The sequence below is a fragment of the Pseudomonas hygromyciniae genome, assembly GCF_016925675.1.
In the GTDB taxonomy this organism is placed as follows: Bacteria; Pseudomonadota; Gammaproteobacteria; order Pseudomonadales; family Pseudomonadaceae; genus Aquipseudomonas; species Aquipseudomonas hygromyciniae.
In genome coordinates this window covers 4,785,457-4,801,917 of sequence record NZ_CP070506.1, presented here as the reverse complement: position 1 = coordinate 4,801,917, position 16,461 = coordinate 4,785,457, and the positions used below count along the sequence as shown (strand labels likewise).

Sequence of the window (16,461 nt, the reverse complement as noted above, 5' to 3'; positions counted from 1 at the left end):
AAAGTGGTGGGTATTGTCACACATTCCGAAGTTGATCTCGGTTAAATGTGGGAGCGGGCTTGCTCGCGAATGCAGTGTGTCAGTTATTGGGTATGTGTCTGATATACCGCATTCGCGAGCAAGCCAGCTCCCACATTGATTGGGGTTTCAACACCCAAAAAAAGAGACCCGAAGGTCTCTTTTTTTACGCGGGTTGCCTCTTACAGGCTGGAAATCCGCGCATGTTGCTCCGCCAGCTTGCCCAATGCCTGTTCGGCTTCGGCCAGCTTGGCGCGTTCCTTGTCAATGACTTCGGCCGGGGCCTTGTCCACGAAGGCAGCGTTGGACAGCTTGCCGCCCACGCGCTGTACTTCGCCTTGCAGGCGCAGGATTTCCTTGTCCAGACGCGCCAGTTCGGCACCTTTGTCGATCAGGCCGGCCATCGGCACCAGCACTTCCATCTCGCCCACCAGTGCGGTAGCGGACAGCGGTGCTTCGGCGCCAGCCGCCAATACGGTGATCGACTCCAGCTTGGCCAGCTTCTTGAGCAGCGCGTCGTTCTCGGTGAGACGGCGCTGGTCCTCGGCACTGGCGTTCTTCACGAACACCGCCAATGGCTTGCCCGGGCCGATGTTCATCTCGGCGCGGATGTTGCGCGTGCCAAGCATCAGGGCCTTGAGCCATTCGATATCGCTTTCGGCAGCCTCGTCGATGCGTGCTTCATTGGCCACTGGCCAAGGTTGCAGCATGATGGTCTTGCCTTCGATACCGGCCAGCGGCGCCAGGCGCTGCCAGATTTCTTCGGTGATGAACGGCATGAACGGATGCGCCAGGCGCAACGCCACTTCCAGCACGCGCACCAATGTACGGCGGGTGCCGCGCTGGCGCTCGATCGGCGCGTTCTCGTCCCACAGCACCGGCTTGGACAGTTCCAGGTACCAGTCGCAATACTGGTTCCAGATGAACTCGTACAGCGCCTGGGCGGCCAGGTCGAAACGGAACTGGTCGAGTTGGCGCGTTACTTCGGCTTCGGTGCGCTGCAACTGCGAGATGATCCAGCGATCAGCCAGGCTCAGTTCAAAGGCTTCGCCGTTCTGGCCGCAGTCTTCGCCCTTGTCCAGCACGTAGCGCGCTGCGTTCCAGATCTTGTTGCAGAAGTTGCGATAGCCTTCGACGCGGCCCATGTCGAACTTGATGTCGCGACCGGTGGAGGCCAGCGAGCAGAAAGTGAAGCGCAGGGCGTCGGTGCCGTAGCTGGCGATACCGTCAGCGAACTCGTCGCGGGTTTGCTTCTCGATCTTTTTCGCCAGTTTCGGCTGCATCAGGCCCGAGGTGCGCTTTTGCACCAGGGTTTCGAGGTCGATGCCGTCGATGATGTCCAGTGGGTCAAGGACGTTGCCCTTGGATTTGGACATCTTCTGGCCCTGGCCGTCGCGGACCAGGCCGTGTACGTACACGGTCTTGAACGGCACCTGCGGGGTTCCGTCCTCGTTCTTCACCAAATGCATGGTGAGCATGATCATCCGGGCAACCCAGAAGAAAATGATATCGAAGCCGGTGACCAGCACGTCGGTGGAGTGGAATTTCTTCAGGAACTCGGTCTGCTGCGGCCAGCCCAGGGTGGAGAAGGTCCACAGGCCAGAGCTGAACCAGGTGTCCAGTACGTCGTTGTCCTGTTGCAGCGCCACGTCCGGGCCGAGGTTGTGCTTGGCCCGCACTTCGGCTTCGTCACGACCTACATAGACCTTGCCCGACTCGTCGTACCAGGCCGGAATCCGGTGGCCCCACCACAGTTGACGGCTGATGCACCAATCCTGGATGTCACGCATCCACGAGAAGTACATGTTTTCGTACTGCTTGGGCACGAACTGGATACGGCCATCTTCCACGGCAGCAATCGCAGGTTCTGCCAGCGGCTTGGTGGAAACGTACCACTGGTCGGTAAGCCACGGCTCGATCACGGTGCCGGAACGGTCGCCTTTCGGCACCTTCAGGGCGTGATCATCTACGCTGACCAACAAGCCGGCGGCATCGAAGGCGGCAACAATCTGCTTGCGCGCTTCGAAACGGTCGAGACCGGCGTATTCGGCCGGGATCTTGCCGTCGATGCTGTCGTTCAGCGTGCCGTCGAGGTTGAACACCTGGCAGGCCGGCAGAATGGCGGCGTTCTTGTCGAAGATGTTCAGCAGCGGCAGGTTGTGGCGCTTGCCGACTTCATAGTCGTTGAAATCGTGGGCCGGAGTGATTTTCACACAGCCGGTGCCGAATTCAGGGTCGCAGTAATCATCGGCGATGATCGGGATGCGCCGGCCAACCAGTGGCAGTTCGACGAATTTGCCGATCAGTGCCTGGTAGCGCTCATCGTTCGGGTTAACGGCCACGGCGGAGTCGCCGAGCATGGTTTCCGGACGGGTGGTGGCGACGATCAGGTAGTCATTACCCTCGGCGGTCTTGGCACCGTCGGCCAGTGGGTACTTGAGGTTCCACAGGAAGCCTTTCTCGTCGTGGTTTTCCACTTCAAGGTCGGAAATCGCCGTGTGCAGCTTGGTGTCCCAGTTGACCAGGCGCTTGCCGCGGTAGATCAGGCCATCTTCATGCAGGCGTACAAAGGCTTCCTTGACCGCTTCCGACAGACCGTCGTCCATGGTGAAGCGCTCGCGGCTCCAGTCTACGGACGAGCCGAGGCGACGGATCTGACGGCTGATGTTGCCGCCGGATTGGTCCTTCCACTCCCAGATCTTCTCCAGGAATTTCTCGCGGCCCAGGTCGTGACGGCTCTGGCCGGTGGCTTCCAGTTGGCGTTCCACCAGCATCTGGGTGGCGATACCCGCGTGGTCGGTGCCTGGCTGCCACAGGGTGTTGCGGCCCTGCATACGGCGGAAACGGATCAACGCATCCATGATCGCATTGTTGAAGCCATGGCCCATGTGCAGGCTGCCGGTGACGTTCGGCGGCGGAATCATGATGGTGTAGGACTCGCCCGCACCTTGCGGAGCGAAATAGTTCTCGGACTCCCAGGTTTGGTACCAGGAAGTTTCAATAGCGTGCGGCTGGTAGGTCTTATCCATGCGCGGCGGGACCCTAGTTGGCATTTATTCAGGAAAGCCGGCAAGTATAACGAGGGATAGGGGAGAGGGCGAGACGAAGAGAGGGGCTAAGGCTGGCGCGGGGCAAATGTGGGAGCGGGCTTGCCCGCGATAGCGGTGTGTCAGTCATCGACAAATCGACTGATTTACAGCCATCGCGGGCAAGCCCGCTCCTACAGGGGATATCTATGTGGCTTAGGACTGGTACTGGCTAAGCAACCGCTCCATGCGCGCATCCATCCGGCGCTTGATCTCGGTTTCGATATGCGGGGCAAAGTCGTCGATCACGTCCTGCATGATCAATTGCGCAGCGGCGCGCAGTTCGTTGTCCAGGTGCAGCAGCAGGGCATCGGGGGCTTTTTCGGCGGCGGGCTCTGCCTGGACGACGGGCGGCTCGACAGGCTCGGCTGCGGCGGGCTTGGCGCCGACCATATCGAACAGCAGGGGGATCTGTACCTCTTCCGCCACGGTATCGGTCAGCAGCGGCGGTTGCAGGTTGTCATCACCGAGCAACTGACGGATCGACTCAAGGTCGTCCAGCAGGTGGTCAGAGGGTTTTAGCGGATTTGAAGTGTCCATCATGTGCTCAGAGTCGCTGTAATCGGTGATCTTGCAGAGAATAGCCCTGTTCGCGGTAGAAACGGAAACTCTCCCGCGCGGCCTGACGAATAGCCGGATCTTCCACCACTACTTCCGCCACGCGGGCAAAACCCTTGGCGAAGGCCGGCACTTTCAGGTCCAGGTTGACCAATAGGTCATGGTGATCACCACAACTGTCGCCCAAACCCAGCACCACCAGCCCCTCTGGCTCCGATTCTGCGGGGCCGTGGGGCACAAAGCTCTCACCCTTGAAGCGCCACAGACGGGCATCGAGGTCGTCGCGTTGGGCGGCATCGCTGCAATGCAGGTAGATACGGTGGCCCATGCGCCAGGCTTTTTCCGTGAGTTTGCAGGCAAAGTCCAAGCGAGCCGAGGGATCGGCGCTGGGCAATATATAGAAGTCGACTTGGGTCATTACATGTCCTGCAGCAGCCTGCATGCTTTACCTGTAGGAGACAAACTCGCTCCTACAGGGTCAAGCAGTGGCCGTGATGTTTAGGCCTTGGCGCGATCCAGCAGGTACTGGGTCAGCAGCGGAACCGGACGACCGGTAGCGCCCTTGTCCTTGCCGCCGCTGGTCCAGGCGGTGCCGGCGATGTCCAGGTGGGCCCAGTTGAAGTTCTTGGCAAAGCGCGACAGGAAGCAGGCGGCGGTGATGGTGCCGGCCTTTGGCCCGCCAATGTTGGCGATGTCGGCGAATGGGCTGTCCAGTTGTTCCTGGTACTCATCGAACAACGGCAGTTGCCACGCGCGGTCGTCGGCAGCCTTGCCGGCGCTGAGCAGTTGCTCGATCAACTCGTCGTTGTTGCCCAGCAGGCCCGAAGTGTGGGAGCCCAGGGCGACGATGCAGGCACCAGTCAGGGTGGCGATGTCGATCACTGCTTGCGGCTTGAAGCGTTCGGCGTAGGTCAGCGCGTCGCACAGCACCAGGCGGCCTTCGGCGTCGGTGTTGAGGATTTCCACGGTCTGGCCGCTCATGGTGGTCACGATGTCGCCTGGGCGCGCAGCACCGCCGCTCGGCATGTTCTCGGCACAGGCCAGGATGCACACCAGGTTGATCGGCAGCTTGAGTTCCAACACGGCGCGCAGGGTGCCGAAGACACTGGCGGCGCCGCCCATGTCGTACTTCATCTCGTCCATGCCGGCGCCCGGCTTGAGGCTGATGCCGCCGGTGTCGAACGTGATGCCTTTGCCGACCAGGGCGAACGGCTTGTCGGCTTTCTTGCCGCCGTTGTATTGCATGACGATCAGGCGTGGTGGCTGGTCGCTGCCCTGGCCCACGGCATAGAACGAGCCCATGCCCAGGTCCTTGATCTTCTTCTCGTCCAGGACCTCGACTTTCAGGCCCTTGAACTCTTTGCCCAGGGCCTTGGCCTGTTCGCCGAGGTAGGTGGGGTGGCAGATGTTTGGTGGCATATTGCCCAAGTCGCGGGTGAACGCCATGCCGGCCGCGATGGCCTGGGCGTGGGTGGCGGCGCGCTGCACTTCAGCCTGGGCAGCCTTGATGGTCAGCAGGGTGATTTTCTTCAGGGCGCGGGGTTCGGCTTTCTGGCTCTTGAACTGATCGAAGGTGTAGCCGCCATCCAGCAGGGTTTCGGCCAGCAGGCGGGTCTTGCCGTAGCTGTCGCGGCCCTTGACTACGATTTCGTCCAGCGCCAGTGCTGCATCGCCGCCGCCCAGGCCCTTGAGGGTGCTGAGGATACCGCTGATGATCTTGCGGAACGGGCGGTCGCCCAGTTCGGCGTCCTTGCCCACGCCTACCAGCAATACGCGGTCGGCCTTGAGGTTGGGCAGGCTTTGCAGCAGCAGGCTTTGCCCGACCTTGCCCGCCAGGTCGCCACGCTTGAGCACGGCGCTGATGGCGCCACCGCTCAGCTCATCGACTTGCTTGGCAGCAGCGCCGAGCTTGCGGCCTTCGCCGATGGCGACCACGAGGGTGGCGGTCTTCAACGTTTCGGGGCTAACGCTTTTTACAACCAATTCCATGTTCGTGTCCCTTATATAAGGTCAAAGAGCCTGGAGTCTGTACTCCGGCCTGTAGGCTGGGCCACCTGTGGGTGACCGCGACAAAGCCCGCAGTTTGTACCGCGCCGCCCGAGCCTGACAACCCTTGAAGCCAGCTTTGTGCGCCGGTATGAGCAAGCTCCGTGACAGGCGCCGACAATCACAGGATAATGCGCCATCTTTTTCGCCGGCCCGTGTCAACGGGGCGACTTGATATGCTTGCTTGTTTGGCCGCCTTAGCCTGACAACCCTGGAGTGTCTGGTTTGATCGTCTTCCGTTATCTGTCCCGCGAAGTCCTGCTGACCCTGAGTGCCGTGAGTGCGGTATTGCTGGTCATCATCATGAGTGGTCGCTTCGTCAAATACCTGGCCCAGGCTGCCTCGGGTGCCCTGGATCCGGGGTCGCTGTTCCTGATCATGGGCTTTCGCCTGCCAGGCTTCCTGCAACTGATCCTGCCCCTTGGCCTGTTTCTCGGGATTCTGCTGGCCTATGGCCGGCTCTACCTTGAAAGCGAGATGACCGTACTGTCGGCCACCGGCATGAGTCAGCAGCGCCTGTTGGCCATGACCATGGTCCCGGCCACCGGCGTGGCGCTGGTGGTGGCCTGGCTGAGCCTGAGCCTAGCCCCCCAGGGCGCCATGCAATTCCAACTGGTGCTCAACAAACAGGACGCCATGACCGAGTTCGACACCCTCGAGCCGGGCCGCTTCCAGGCGCTCAACGATGGCACCCGGGTGACCTACACCGAGCGCATGACCGATGATCGGGCCAACCTCGGCGGCGTATTCATCTCCGAGAAGCGCCTGGGCCAGGACAAGAAGGACCGTGGCATTTCTGTGTTGGTGGCCGATAGCGGGCGCCAGGAAGTGCGTCCGGACGGCAGCCGCTACCTGATCCTGGAAAACGGCTACCGCTACGACGGCAGCCCCGGCCAGGCCGACTACCGTGCCATCAAGTACGAGACCTACGGTGTCATGCTGGCCCGGCCGGATGTGAGCAACGAGGTCACCGACCGCGATGCCATTCCGACCCAGGCCTTGATCGGCAGCAAGGAACTGCGCTCGATTGCCGAGCTGCAATGGCGTATTTCCCTGCCGTTGCTGGTGTTTATCGTCACCTTGATGGCGGTGCCACTGTCCCGGGTCAACCCGCGCCAGGGCCGCTTCCTCAAGTTGCTGCCGGCGATCCTTTTGTACATGGCCTACCTGACCATCCTGATTTCCGCCCGTGGCTCCCTGGAGAAGGGCAAGCTGTCGCCGACCCTGGGGTTGTGGTGGGTCCACGGCATCTTCCTGGTGATTGGCCTGGGCCTGCTCTATTGGGAACCGATTCGTTTGAAAATGCAGAGCCGTCGCGGCATGAAGGAGATGGCTCGTGGGTAAGTTGGATCGCTACATCGGTAGCAGCGTACTGGTCGCCATCCTGGCGGTATTGGGCATCATCCTCGGCTTGGCCTCGTTGTTTGCCTTTATTGATGAAGTGGGCAACGTCACCGATACCTATACGGTCACTGACGTATTGAGCTACGTGGCGTTGACCGCGCCGCGGCGGCTCTACGACATGATGCCGATGGCCGCGCTGATCGGTTGCCTGATCGGCCTGGGCAGCCTGGCCAGCAACAGCGAACTGACCATCATGCGCGCGGCCGGGGTGTCCATTGCCCGCATCGTCTGGGCCGTTATGAAACCCATGCTGCTGCTGATGGCTGCCAGCGTGCTGATCGGCGAATACGTGGCGCCACCGGCTGAAACCACTGCCCAGGCCAACCGTGCGCTGGCCCAGGGTTCGGGCGATGCCCAGAGCTCCAAGCGGGGCCTGTGGCACCGCCAGGGTGACGAATTTATCCACATCAACGCTGTGCAGCCCGGCGGCCTGCTGGTGGGTGTCACCCGTTATCGCTTTGATGACGAACGCCACATGCTGTCGTCTAGCTTTGCCAAGCGGGCACAGTTCAGTGACAACCAGTGGGTGTTGAGCGATGTCACCACGACCCATTTCCGCAATCCTGGCAAAGGTACCGAGGCCAGCACCGAGGTCATCAACGAGCCGACCCAGGCCTGGGATATTGCCCTCAAGCCGGAACTGCTCAATACCGTGGTAATGATCCCGGAAAGCCTGCCGATCTCCGGTTTGTGGAGCTATATCCACTACCTCAAGGACCAGGGCCTGAACAACGGCCGCTACTGGCTGGCATTTTGGGTCAAGGTGTTGCAGCCGGTGGTGACCGCCGCGCTGGTGCTGATGGCTATTTCGTTTATTTTCGGCCCGTTGCGCTCGGTGACCTTGGGCCAGCGCGTATTTACCGGGGTGCTGGTAGGTTTCACCTTCCGTATTGCCCAGGACCTGCTGGGGCCGTCGAGCCTGGTATTCGGCTTCTCGCCGCTGTTTGCGGTGCTGGTGCCGACCGGCATCTGTGCCCTGGCCGGGTTCTGGCTGCTGCGGCGGGCCGGTTGATCCGCGTGTGTTGAACAAAAAATGCCCCGTTCGCAAGAGTGGGGCATTTTTGTTATTGGTCGCCAAAGATGACGTCTGGCCTGAGCATCAGGTACAATTCCCGGCTATTTTTCAGCGGGCAATCTGCCTGCAGCCTTTTTGAGTGTTGACCCGTGAGTGATTTGAGTCATATCCGCAATTTCTCCATCATCGCCCACATTGACCATGGTAAGTCGACGCTGGCCGATCGATTCATCCAGATGTGCGGCGGCCTTGCCGAGCGTGAAATGGAAGCCCAGGTCCTGGACTCCATGGACCTCGAACGCGAGCGCGGGATCACCATCAAGGCCCACAGCGTTACCCTGTACTACACCGCCAAAGACGGTATCAAGTACCAACTGAACTTCATTGACACCCCGGGCCACGTTGACTTCACCTACGAAGTCAGCCGTTCCCTGGCGGCCTGTGAAGGCGCGCTGTTGGTGGTGGACGCGGGGCAGGGCGTAGAAGCCCAGTCCGTGGCCAACTGCTACACCGCCATCGAGCAGGGCCTGGAAGTCATGCCGGTGCTGAACAAGATCGACCTGCCACAGGCCGATCCGGACCGGGTGAAGGAAGAAATCGAAAAAATCATCGGCATTGACGCCACCGACGCCGTCGAGTGCAGCGCCAAGACCGGCCTGGGCGTCGACGAAGTGCTCGAGCGCCTGGTCAAGACCATTCCGGCCCCCACCGGCAACATCGAAGATCCGCTGCAAGCGTTGATCATCGACTCCTGGTTCGACAACTACCTGGGCGTTGTGTCCCTGGTACGCGTGCGCCATGGCCGGGTGAAGAAGGGCGACAAGATCCTGGTCAAGTCCACCGGCAAGATCCACCTGGTGGACAGCGTCGGTGTATTCAACCCGAAACACACCGCCACCGTTGACCTGAAAGCTGGCGAAGTGGGCTTCATCATCGCCGGCATCAAGGACATCCACGGTGCTCCGGTTGGTGACACCCTGACACTCAGCTCGACGCCGGACGTCGACGTGCTGCCAGGTTTCAAGCGCATCCAGCCACAGGTCTACGCCGGCCTGTTCCCGGTCAGCTCCGACGACTTCGAGGACTTCCGCGAAGCCCTGCAAAAGCTGACCCTCAACGACTCGTCGTTGCAGTACACCCCGGAAAGCTCCGACGCCCTGGGCTTCGGCTTCCGCTGCGGGTTCCTGGGCATGCTGCACATGGAGATCATCCAGGAGCGCCTGGAGCGCGAGTACGACCTGGACCTGATCACCACCGCGCCAACGGTTATTTTTGAGCTGGCGCTGAAAACCGGTGAAACGATTTACGTCGACAACCCGTCCAAGCTGCCGGATCTGTCGTCCATCGAAGACATGCGCGAACCGATCGTGCGCGCCAATATTCTTGTGCCGCAGGAACACCTGGGCAACGTCATTACCCTGTGTATCGAAAAGCGTGGCGTACAGCACGACATGCTGTTCCTCGGTACCCAGGTACAAGTGACCTATGATTTGCCGATGAACGAAGTGGTCCTGGACTTCTTTGACCGTCTCAAATCCACCAGTCGCGGCTATGCTTCGCTGGATTACCATTTCGACCGTTATCAATCGGCCAATCTGGTGAAGCTCGATGTACTGATCAACGGTGACAAGGTGGATGCCCTGGCGCTCATCGTCCACAAGGACAATGCGCACTACAAAGGCCGCCAGCTTACCGAGAAGATGAAGGAACTGATTCCGCGCCAGATGTTCGACGTCGCGATCCAGGCCGCCATTGGCGGGCAGATCATTGCGCGGACCTCCGTCAAGGCACTCAGAAAGAACGTACTGGCCAAATGCTACGGTGGCGACGTGAGCCGTAAGCGCAAGCTGCTTGAGAAGCAAAAGGCCGGTAAAAAACGCATGAAGCAAGTGGGCAACGTGGAAATTCCACAAGAAGCCTTCCTTGCGGTGCTCAGGTTGGATAGTTAGGTCCTATGTCACTAAATTTCCCGCTGTTGCTGGTCATCGCCGTTGCCGTCTGTGGTCTTCTGGCGCTGCTCGATCTGCTGTTCTTCGCCCCGCGTCGTCGGGCGGCCATCGCGTCCTATCAGGGCAGCGTCAGCCAGCCCGATGGCGTGGTGATCGAGAAGCTGAACAAAGAGCCCTTGCTGGTTGAATACGGCAAGTCGTTCTTCCCGGTGTTGTTCATCGTGCTGGTGCTGCGCTCGTTTCTGGTAGAGCCGTTCCAGATTCCTTCGGGCTCGATGAAACCAACCCTGGATGTTGGCGACTTCATCCTGGTGAACAAGTTTTCCTACGGGATCCGCTTGCCGGTGATCGACAAGAAAATCATCGAGGTGGGTGATCCGCAGCGCGGCGATGTGATGGTGTTCCGCTATCCAAGCGACCCGAACGTCAACTACATCAAGCGTGTGGTCGGCCTGCCGGGTGACGTAATCCGCTACACCAGCGACAAGCGCCTGTTCGTCAACGGCGAGTCGGTGGCTGAAAAACTCATCGGTTCCGAGCCGAACACTTTGGGCAGCGCCGAGCTGTACGAGGAAAAACTCGGGGCGGTAGAGCACCAGATCCGCAAGGAAATGAGCCGCTACCGTTCGCCGCCCGACAACCAGTGGACCGTGCCTGCCGGGCACTACTTCATGATGGGCGACAACCGCGACAACTCCAATGACAGCCGCTACTGGGACGATCCAAGCATTCCCAAGGAGCTGCTGGGCATGGTTCCCGACCAGAATATCGTCGGCAAGGCCTTCGCGGTCTGGATGAGCTGGCCGGAACCCAAACTCAGCCACCTGCCGAACTTCTCGCGGGTGGGGCTGATCAAGTAATCCATGCGGCGCTGTGAACACAGCGCCGAATGCTTTTCTGGGGCTTGGACATTGGTCCGGTCTCGAGCAGCACACAGCATTGCCAGGATTTGAATTTGAACACAGCGTTAATCGTCGATGGCCTTTGCCGCCACGTACTGAAAGTAGGTAAACCGTGAGCGTTTCTTTGAGTCGTCTTGAGCGTCAGCTCGGCTACACCTTCAAGGACCAGGAATTGATGGTCCTTGCCCTCACACACCGCAGTTTTGCCGGGCGCAACAACGAACGCCTGGAATTTTTGGGTGATGCCATTCTCAACTTCGCCGCTGGCGAAGCCTTGTTCAACCGCTTCCCCCTGGCCCGTGAAGGCCAGCTGTCGCGCCTGCGCGCGCGCTTGGTGAAAGGCGAGACCCTGGCCGTGCTGGCCCGTGGTTTTGACCTGGGCGAGTACCTGCGTCTGGGGTCCGGCGAGTTGAAAAGCGGCGGTTTCCGTCGCGAGTCGATCCTGGCCGATGCCCTGGAAGCCTTGATCGGTGCGATCTATCTCGATGCCGGGATGGAAGTGGCCAAGGAGCGGGTCATGGCTTGGCTGGCGTCGGAAATCGACAGCCTGACCCTGGTGGACACCAACAAGGATCCCAAGACCCGCCTGCAGGAATTCCTGCAGTCGCGCGGCTGCGAACTGCCACGCTATGAAGTGGTGGATATCCAGGGTGAGCCGCATTGCCGTGTGTTCTTCGTCGAATGCGAAGTCACCTTATTGAACGAAAAAAGCCGAGGTCAGGGTGTGAGCCGTCGTATTGCCGAACAGGTAGCGGCCGCTGCAGCACTGATTGCCCTGGGCGTGGAGAATGGCCATGACTGATTCAACCGCAACACGCTGTGGCTATGTTGCCATCGTCGGCCGTCCCAACGTGGGCAAGTCCACGCTGCTGAACCATATCCTGGGGCAGAAGCTGGCGATCACCTCGCGCAAGCCGCAGACCACCCGCCACAACATGCTGGGTATCAAGACCGAAGGCAACGTGCAAGCGGTCTACGTCGACACTCCAGGCATGCACAAAGGCGGCGAGAAAGCCCTGAACCGCTACATGAACAAGACCGCTTCGGCGGCGTTGAAAGACGTCGATGTAGTGATCTTCGTGGTTGACCGCACCAAGTGGACCGATGAAGACCAGATGGTGCTGGAGCGTGTGCAGTACGTCACCGGCCCGCTGATCGTCGCGCTGAACAAGACCGACCGCATCGAAGACAAAGCCGAGCTGATGCCGCACCTGAGCTGGTTGCAGGAACAACTGCCGAACGCCCAGATCATGCCGATCTCGGCCCAGCACGGGCACAACCTTGAAGCCCTGGAGCGGGTGATCGCAGGCTACCTGCCGGAGAACGAGCACTTCTTCCCGGAAGACCAGATCACCGACCGCAGCAGCCGTTTCCTCGCCGCCGAGCTGGTCCGCGAGAAAATCATGCGCCAGATGGGCGCCGAGCTGCCGTACCAGATCACCGTTGAGATCGAAGAGTTCAAGCAGCAGGGCAAGACCCTGCATATTCATGCGCTGATCCTCGTCGAACGTGACGGCCAGAAGAAAATCATCATTGGCGACAAGGGCGAGCGCATCAAGCGCATCGGCACCGAAGCGCGCAAGGACATGGAATTGCTGTTCGATTCCAAGATCATGCTTAACCTGTGGGTGAAGGTTAAGGGTGGCTGGTCCGATGACGAGCGCGCACTGCGCTCCCTGGGCTACGGCGACCTGTAATCAGTCTCCAGTAACACAGCAGGACAAAATGTGGGAGCGGGCTTGCTCGCGAATGCAGTGGATCAGTCACCGGATGCGTTGGCTGGCCCACCGCATTCGCGAGCAAGCCCGCTCCCACATTGGATAGTCGTTGTTTTCCAGACCGTGTTCCCGCAGCGAGAACCCAATGTCCCAATCCCCACCCCCCCCCCAGCCAACCCGCCTACGTGCTGCACAGCCGCGCCTACCGCGAGACCAGCGCCCTGGTGGACTTCCTCACGCCCCAAGGCCGCCTGCGGGCGGTGTTGCGCAGTGCGCGGGGCAAGGCGGGTACGCTGGCACGGCCATTCGTGGCCCTGGACGTGGAGTTTCGTGGCAAGGGCGAGCTGAAAAACGTCGGGCGCCTGGAAAGCATCGGCACGTCTGCCTGGCTCAATGGCGAGGCGCTGTTCAGTGGCCTCTACCTCAACGAGCTGCTGATCCGCCTGCTGCCCGCCGAAGACCCGCACCCGGCGGTCTTCGATCACTACGCCGCCACCTTGTTGGCCCTGGCCGAAGGCCGTCCGCTGGAGCCGCTGTTGCGCGCGTTCGAATGGCGCCTGCTTGACGACCTGGGCTACGGCTTCGAATTGAGCAATGACTTGCACGGCGAACCGATCGCCAGCGACGGCATGTACCGCCTGCAAGTGGATGCCGGGCTGGAGCGGGTCTACCTGCTGCAACCGGGCCTGTTCCAGGGCACTGAGTTGTTGGCAATGGCTGAGGCCGACTGGAGCGCACCTGGCGCCCTGTCTGCCGCCAAGCGCCTGATGCGCCAGGCCCTGGCCGTGCATCTGGGCGGTCGGCCCCTGGTCAGTCGCGAGTTGTTTCGAAAGCCCTGACATCCCCGTGTATGCTGTGCGCCGATTCTTTCCCTTTTCAGGAGCGCTTCCGTGACCACCAGCAATCGCATTCTTCTTGGCGTCAACATCGACCACGTCGCCACCCTGCGCCAGGCCCGGGGCACCCGTTACCCTGATCCGGTCAAGGCCGCGCTGGACGCCGAAGAAGCAGGCGCCGACGGGATCACCGTGCACCTGCGCGAAGACCGCCGGCACATCCAGGAGCGCGACGTGCTGGTGCTCAAGGACGTGCTGCAGACCCGCATGAACTTCGAGATGGGCATCACCGAAGAAATGATGGCCTTCGCCGAGCGCATCCGCCCGGCGCACATCTGCCTGGTCCCGGAAACCCGCCAGGAACTGACCACCGAAGGCGGCCTGGACGTGGCAGGCCAGGAAGCGCGGATTAAAGCAGCGGTCGAACGCCTGTCGCAGATCGGCAGCGAAGTCTCGCTGTTTATTGATGCCGACGAACGGCAGATCGAAGCCTCGCGCCGCGTGGGTGCCCCAGCGATCGAACTGCACACTGGCCGCTACGCCGATGCCACCACCCCGACCGAAGTCGCCGACGAACTGCAACGCATCATTGACGGCGTGGCCTGCGGCCTGCGTGAAGGCTTGATCGTCAATGCCGGCCATGGCCTGCACTACCACAACGTTGAAGCCGTGGCGGCGATCAAGGGCATCAACGAACTGAACATCGGCCACGCGCTGGTCGCCCATGCGCTGTTTGTCGGCTTCAAAGGCGCAGTTGCCGAGATGAAAGCGCTGATCCTGGCCGCCGCCAAGCCCTGACCGTCGATCAACCTGTAGGAGCGAGCTTGCTCGCGAAAAACCTGAGAACAGCGCGGGGGGCCAGGCTCCCCGCGTCATCGTTAACGACCTTCGCGAGCAAGCTCGCTCCTACAGGTGTCATGCGGCAATGCGAAGCCTTACTGTTTAGCCTGTGGGGGTGTATCGTATTTGCCCTTTGCGGGCCTTGCGCCCGCGCAGATACGTGAGGTTGTTGTGTCCCGATCCTTTTCCCGTCGACAAATCCTAGGTGGCCTCGCCGGCCTGGCAGTGGTGGGCGTGGGTGCCGGTGGCGCCTATCGCTACTGGCTGGGGAAAGTTGCGGACGCCAGTGCCGGGCGCGATTACGAACTGATCGCCGCGCCGCTGGACGTGGAACTGGTACCGGGGCACACAACCCAGGCCTGGGCGTTCGGCCCGTCGGCGCCGGGTACAGAGTTGCGCGTACGCCAGGGCGAATGGCTGCGGGTACGGTTTATCAACCACCTGCCGGTCGCCACCACCATTCACTGGCACGGTATCCGCCTGCCCCTGGAAATGGACGGCGTGCCCTACGTCTCGCAATTGCCGGTATTGCCCGGCGAGTATTTCGACTACCAGTTCCGCGTGCCGGATGCCGGCAGCTACTGGTATCACCCCCATGTGAGCAGCAGCGAAGAGCTGGGCCGTGGCCTGGTCGGCCCGTTGATTGTCGAAGAGCGCGAGCCCACCGGTTTCAAGCATGAGCGCACCCTGAGCCTGAAAAATTGGCATATCGACGAACAGGGTGAGTTTGTTGAGTTCAGCATCCCCCGCGAAGCAGCGCGTGGCGGTACCGCTGGACGCCTGTCGACCATCAATGGTGTGCCTCAGGCAGTCATTGACCTGCCGGCCGGGCAAATCACCCGGGTGCGCCTGCTCAACCTCGACAACACCCTGACCTATCGCCTGAATATCCCCAACGCCGAGGCGCAGATCTACGCCCTGGACGGCAATCCCATCGAGCCACGGCCCCTGGGCAAGGAGTACTGGCTGGGCCCTGGCATGCGTATTTGCCTGGCGATCAAGGCCCCGCCGGCCGGCGAAGAGCTGTCGATCCGCAATGGCCCAGTGCGCCTGGGCACCTTCCGCTCAGTGGCCAACACCGATGCGCCCGGCGAGTGGCCGCCAGCCTTGCCGGCCAACCCGATTGCCGAGCCAGACCTGGCCAATGCCGAGAAGCTCAACTTCAATTTCGAATGGGTCGGTTCGGTCTCGGTCAATGTCGAGAACAGGCCGCCGAGCCTGTGGCAAATCAACGGCCAGGCCTGGGACATAACCGACAAGACCTGCGCTGACCGGCCGATTGCCAAGCTCGAATTGGGCAAGAGCTATATTTTTGAATTGAAAAACATGACCCAGTACCAGCACCCGATCCACTTGCACGGCATGAGTTTCAAGGTGATCGCCTCGAACCGTCACAAGGTCACGCCGTATTTCACCGACACTTACCTGCTGGGCAAGAACGAGCGTGCCCGCGTAGCGTTGGTGGCGGATAACCCCGGGGTGTGGATGTTTCATTGCCATGTGATCGACCATATGGAAACCGGCCTGATGGCCGCCATCGAGGTGGCGTGATGCGCCAGATCCGCCCGACGGCGATCATCGACCGCAGCCGCGACCAGGACTTTATGCGCGAAGCCCTGGCCCTCGCCGCCCAAGGCGCGGCACTGGGTGAAGTCCCGGTGGGCGCGGTGCTGGTGCAGGACGGTGAAATCATCGGGCGCGGCTTCAATTGCCCGATCAGCGGCAGCGACCCGAGCGCCCACGCCGAGATGGTCGCCATCCGCGCGGCCGCCCAGGCCGTCAGCAACTATCGCCTGCCGGGCAGCACCCTGTATGTGACCCTGGAGCCGTGCAGCATGTGCGCAGGTTTGATCGTGCATTCGCGCATCGCCCGGGTGGTGTACGGCGCGCTGGAGCCCAAGGCAGGGATTGTGCAGAGCCAGGGGCAGTTCTTTACCCAGGGTTTTTTGAATCATCGGGTGATGTATGAAGGCGGGGTGCTGGCCGAGGAGTGCGGGGCGGTGTTGAGTGAGTTCTTCAAGGCGCGCCGGGCTAAACCCACGCTCGACTAACACCTGACCTCAATGTGAGACCCAATCAAGTGTGGGAG

General features: G+C 61.1%; 14 protein-coding genes. 10 read left to right on the top strand and 4 right to left on the bottom strand.

Features of this window, described 5'->3' with window-relative positions; all coding sequences use genetic code 11:
• Positions 1-200 precede the first annotated feature (200 nt).
• The 4 genes from JTY93_RS21455 to JTY93_RS21440 all read right to left on the bottom strand — a co-directional run bounded on the left by JTY93_RS21455 (position 201) and on the right by JTY93_RS21440 (position 5,651).
• Entirely contained in the window at positions 201-3,047 is a 2,847-nt protein-coding gene (locus tag JTY93_RS21455; protein WP_205476724.1) for a valine--tRNA ligase, read from the bottom strand.
• A 213-nt stretch (positions 3,048-3,260) separates the two neighbouring features.
• A complete protein-coding gene (locus JTY93_RS21450) occupies positions 3,261-3,644 on the bottom strand; it encodes a hypothetical protein (RefSeq protein WP_038443104.1) in 384 nt (127 codons plus the stop codon).
• A gap of 7 nt (positions 3,645-3,651) precedes the next feature.
• On the bottom strand, positions 3,652-4,080 hold the full coding sequence (locus JTY93_RS21445; RefSeq protein ID WP_029297488.1) for a DNA polymerase III subunit chi: 429 nt from the start codon (positions 4,078-4,080) through the stop codon (positions 3,652-3,654).
• A gap of 80 nt (positions 4,081-4,160) precedes the next feature.
• Positions 4,161-5,651, bottom strand: coding sequence for a leucyl aminopeptidase (locus JTY93_RS21440; protein WP_205476723.1), 1,491 nt, complete (start codon positions 5,649-5,651; stop codon positions 4,161-4,163).
• Between the two features lie 282 nt (positions 5,652-5,933).
• Between JTY93_RS21440 and lptF the strand changes: the two genes are divergently transcribed.
• The 10 genes from lptF to tadA all read left to right on the top strand — a co-directional run bounded on the left by lptF (position 5,934) and on the right by tadA (position 16,423).
• Positions 5,934-7,052, top strand: coding sequence for an LPS export ABC transporter permease LptF (gene lptF, locus JTY93_RS21435; RefSeq protein ID WP_169994464.1), 1,119 nt, complete (start codon positions 5,934-5,936; stop codon positions 7,050-7,052).
• Positions 7,045-8,124 carry an LPS export ABC transporter permease LptG gene (gene lptG / locus JTY93_RS21430; protein ID WP_205476722.1) on the top strand — a complete coding sequence of 360 codons (1,080 nt, stop codon included), beginning with the start codon at positions 7,045-7,047 and terminating at the stop codon, positions 8,122-8,124. Before lptF ends, lptG begins: the two co-directional genes overlap by 8 nt.
• 152 nt (positions 8,125-8,276) lie before the next feature.
• Positions 8,277-10,076: a translation elongation factor 4 gene (lepA, locus tag JTY93_RS21425; RefSeq protein WP_029297480.1), complete on the top strand. Its 1,800-nt coding sequence runs from the start codon at positions 8,277-8,279 to the stop codon at positions 10,074-10,076.
• A 5-nt stretch (positions 10,077-10,081) separates the two neighbouring features.
• Positions 10,082-10,936, top strand: coding sequence for a signal peptidase I (gene lepB, locus JTY93_RS21420; RefSeq protein ID WP_032859965.1), 855 nt, complete (start codon positions 10,082-10,084; stop codon positions 10,934-10,936).
• Positions 10,937-11,090: 154 nt separating this feature from the next.
• Positions 11,091-11,780, top strand: a complete 690-nt coding sequence (gene rnc / locus JTY93_RS21415; RefSeq protein ID WP_029297476.1) for a ribonuclease III — start codon at positions 11,091-11,093, stop codon at positions 11,778-11,780.
• A complete protein-coding gene (era, locus tag JTY93_RS21410; RefSeq protein WP_029297473.1) occupies positions 11,773-12,675 on the top strand; it encodes a GTPase Era in 903 nt (300 codons plus the stop codon). Before rnc ends, era begins: the two co-directional genes overlap by 8 nt.
• A gap of 206 nt (positions 12,676-12,881) precedes the next feature.
• Entirely contained in the window at positions 12,882-13,535 is a 654-nt protein-coding gene (gene recO, locus JTY93_RS21405; RefSeq protein ID WP_205518909.1) for a DNA repair protein RecO, read from the top strand.
• 51 nt (positions 13,536-13,586) lie between these two features.
• Positions 13,587-14,330, top strand: coding sequence for a pyridoxine 5'-phosphate synthase (pdxJ, locus tag JTY93_RS21400; RefSeq protein WP_169994460.1), 744 nt, complete (start codon positions 13,587-13,589; stop codon positions 14,328-14,330).
• Between the two features lie 213 nt (positions 14,331-14,543).
• Entirely contained in the window at positions 14,544-15,923 is a 1,380-nt protein-coding gene (locus tag JTY93_RS21395; protein WP_029297467.1) for a multicopper oxidase family protein, read from the top strand.
• On the top strand, positions 15,923-16,423 hold the full coding sequence (gene tadA / locus JTY93_RS21390; RefSeq protein ID WP_169906201.1) for a tRNA adenosine(34) deaminase TadA: 501 nt from the start codon (positions 15,923-15,925) through the stop codon (positions 16,421-16,423). Before JTY93_RS21395 ends, tadA begins: the two co-directional genes overlap by 1 nt.
• The last annotated feature ends 38 nt before the right edge of the window (positions 16,424-16,461 follow it).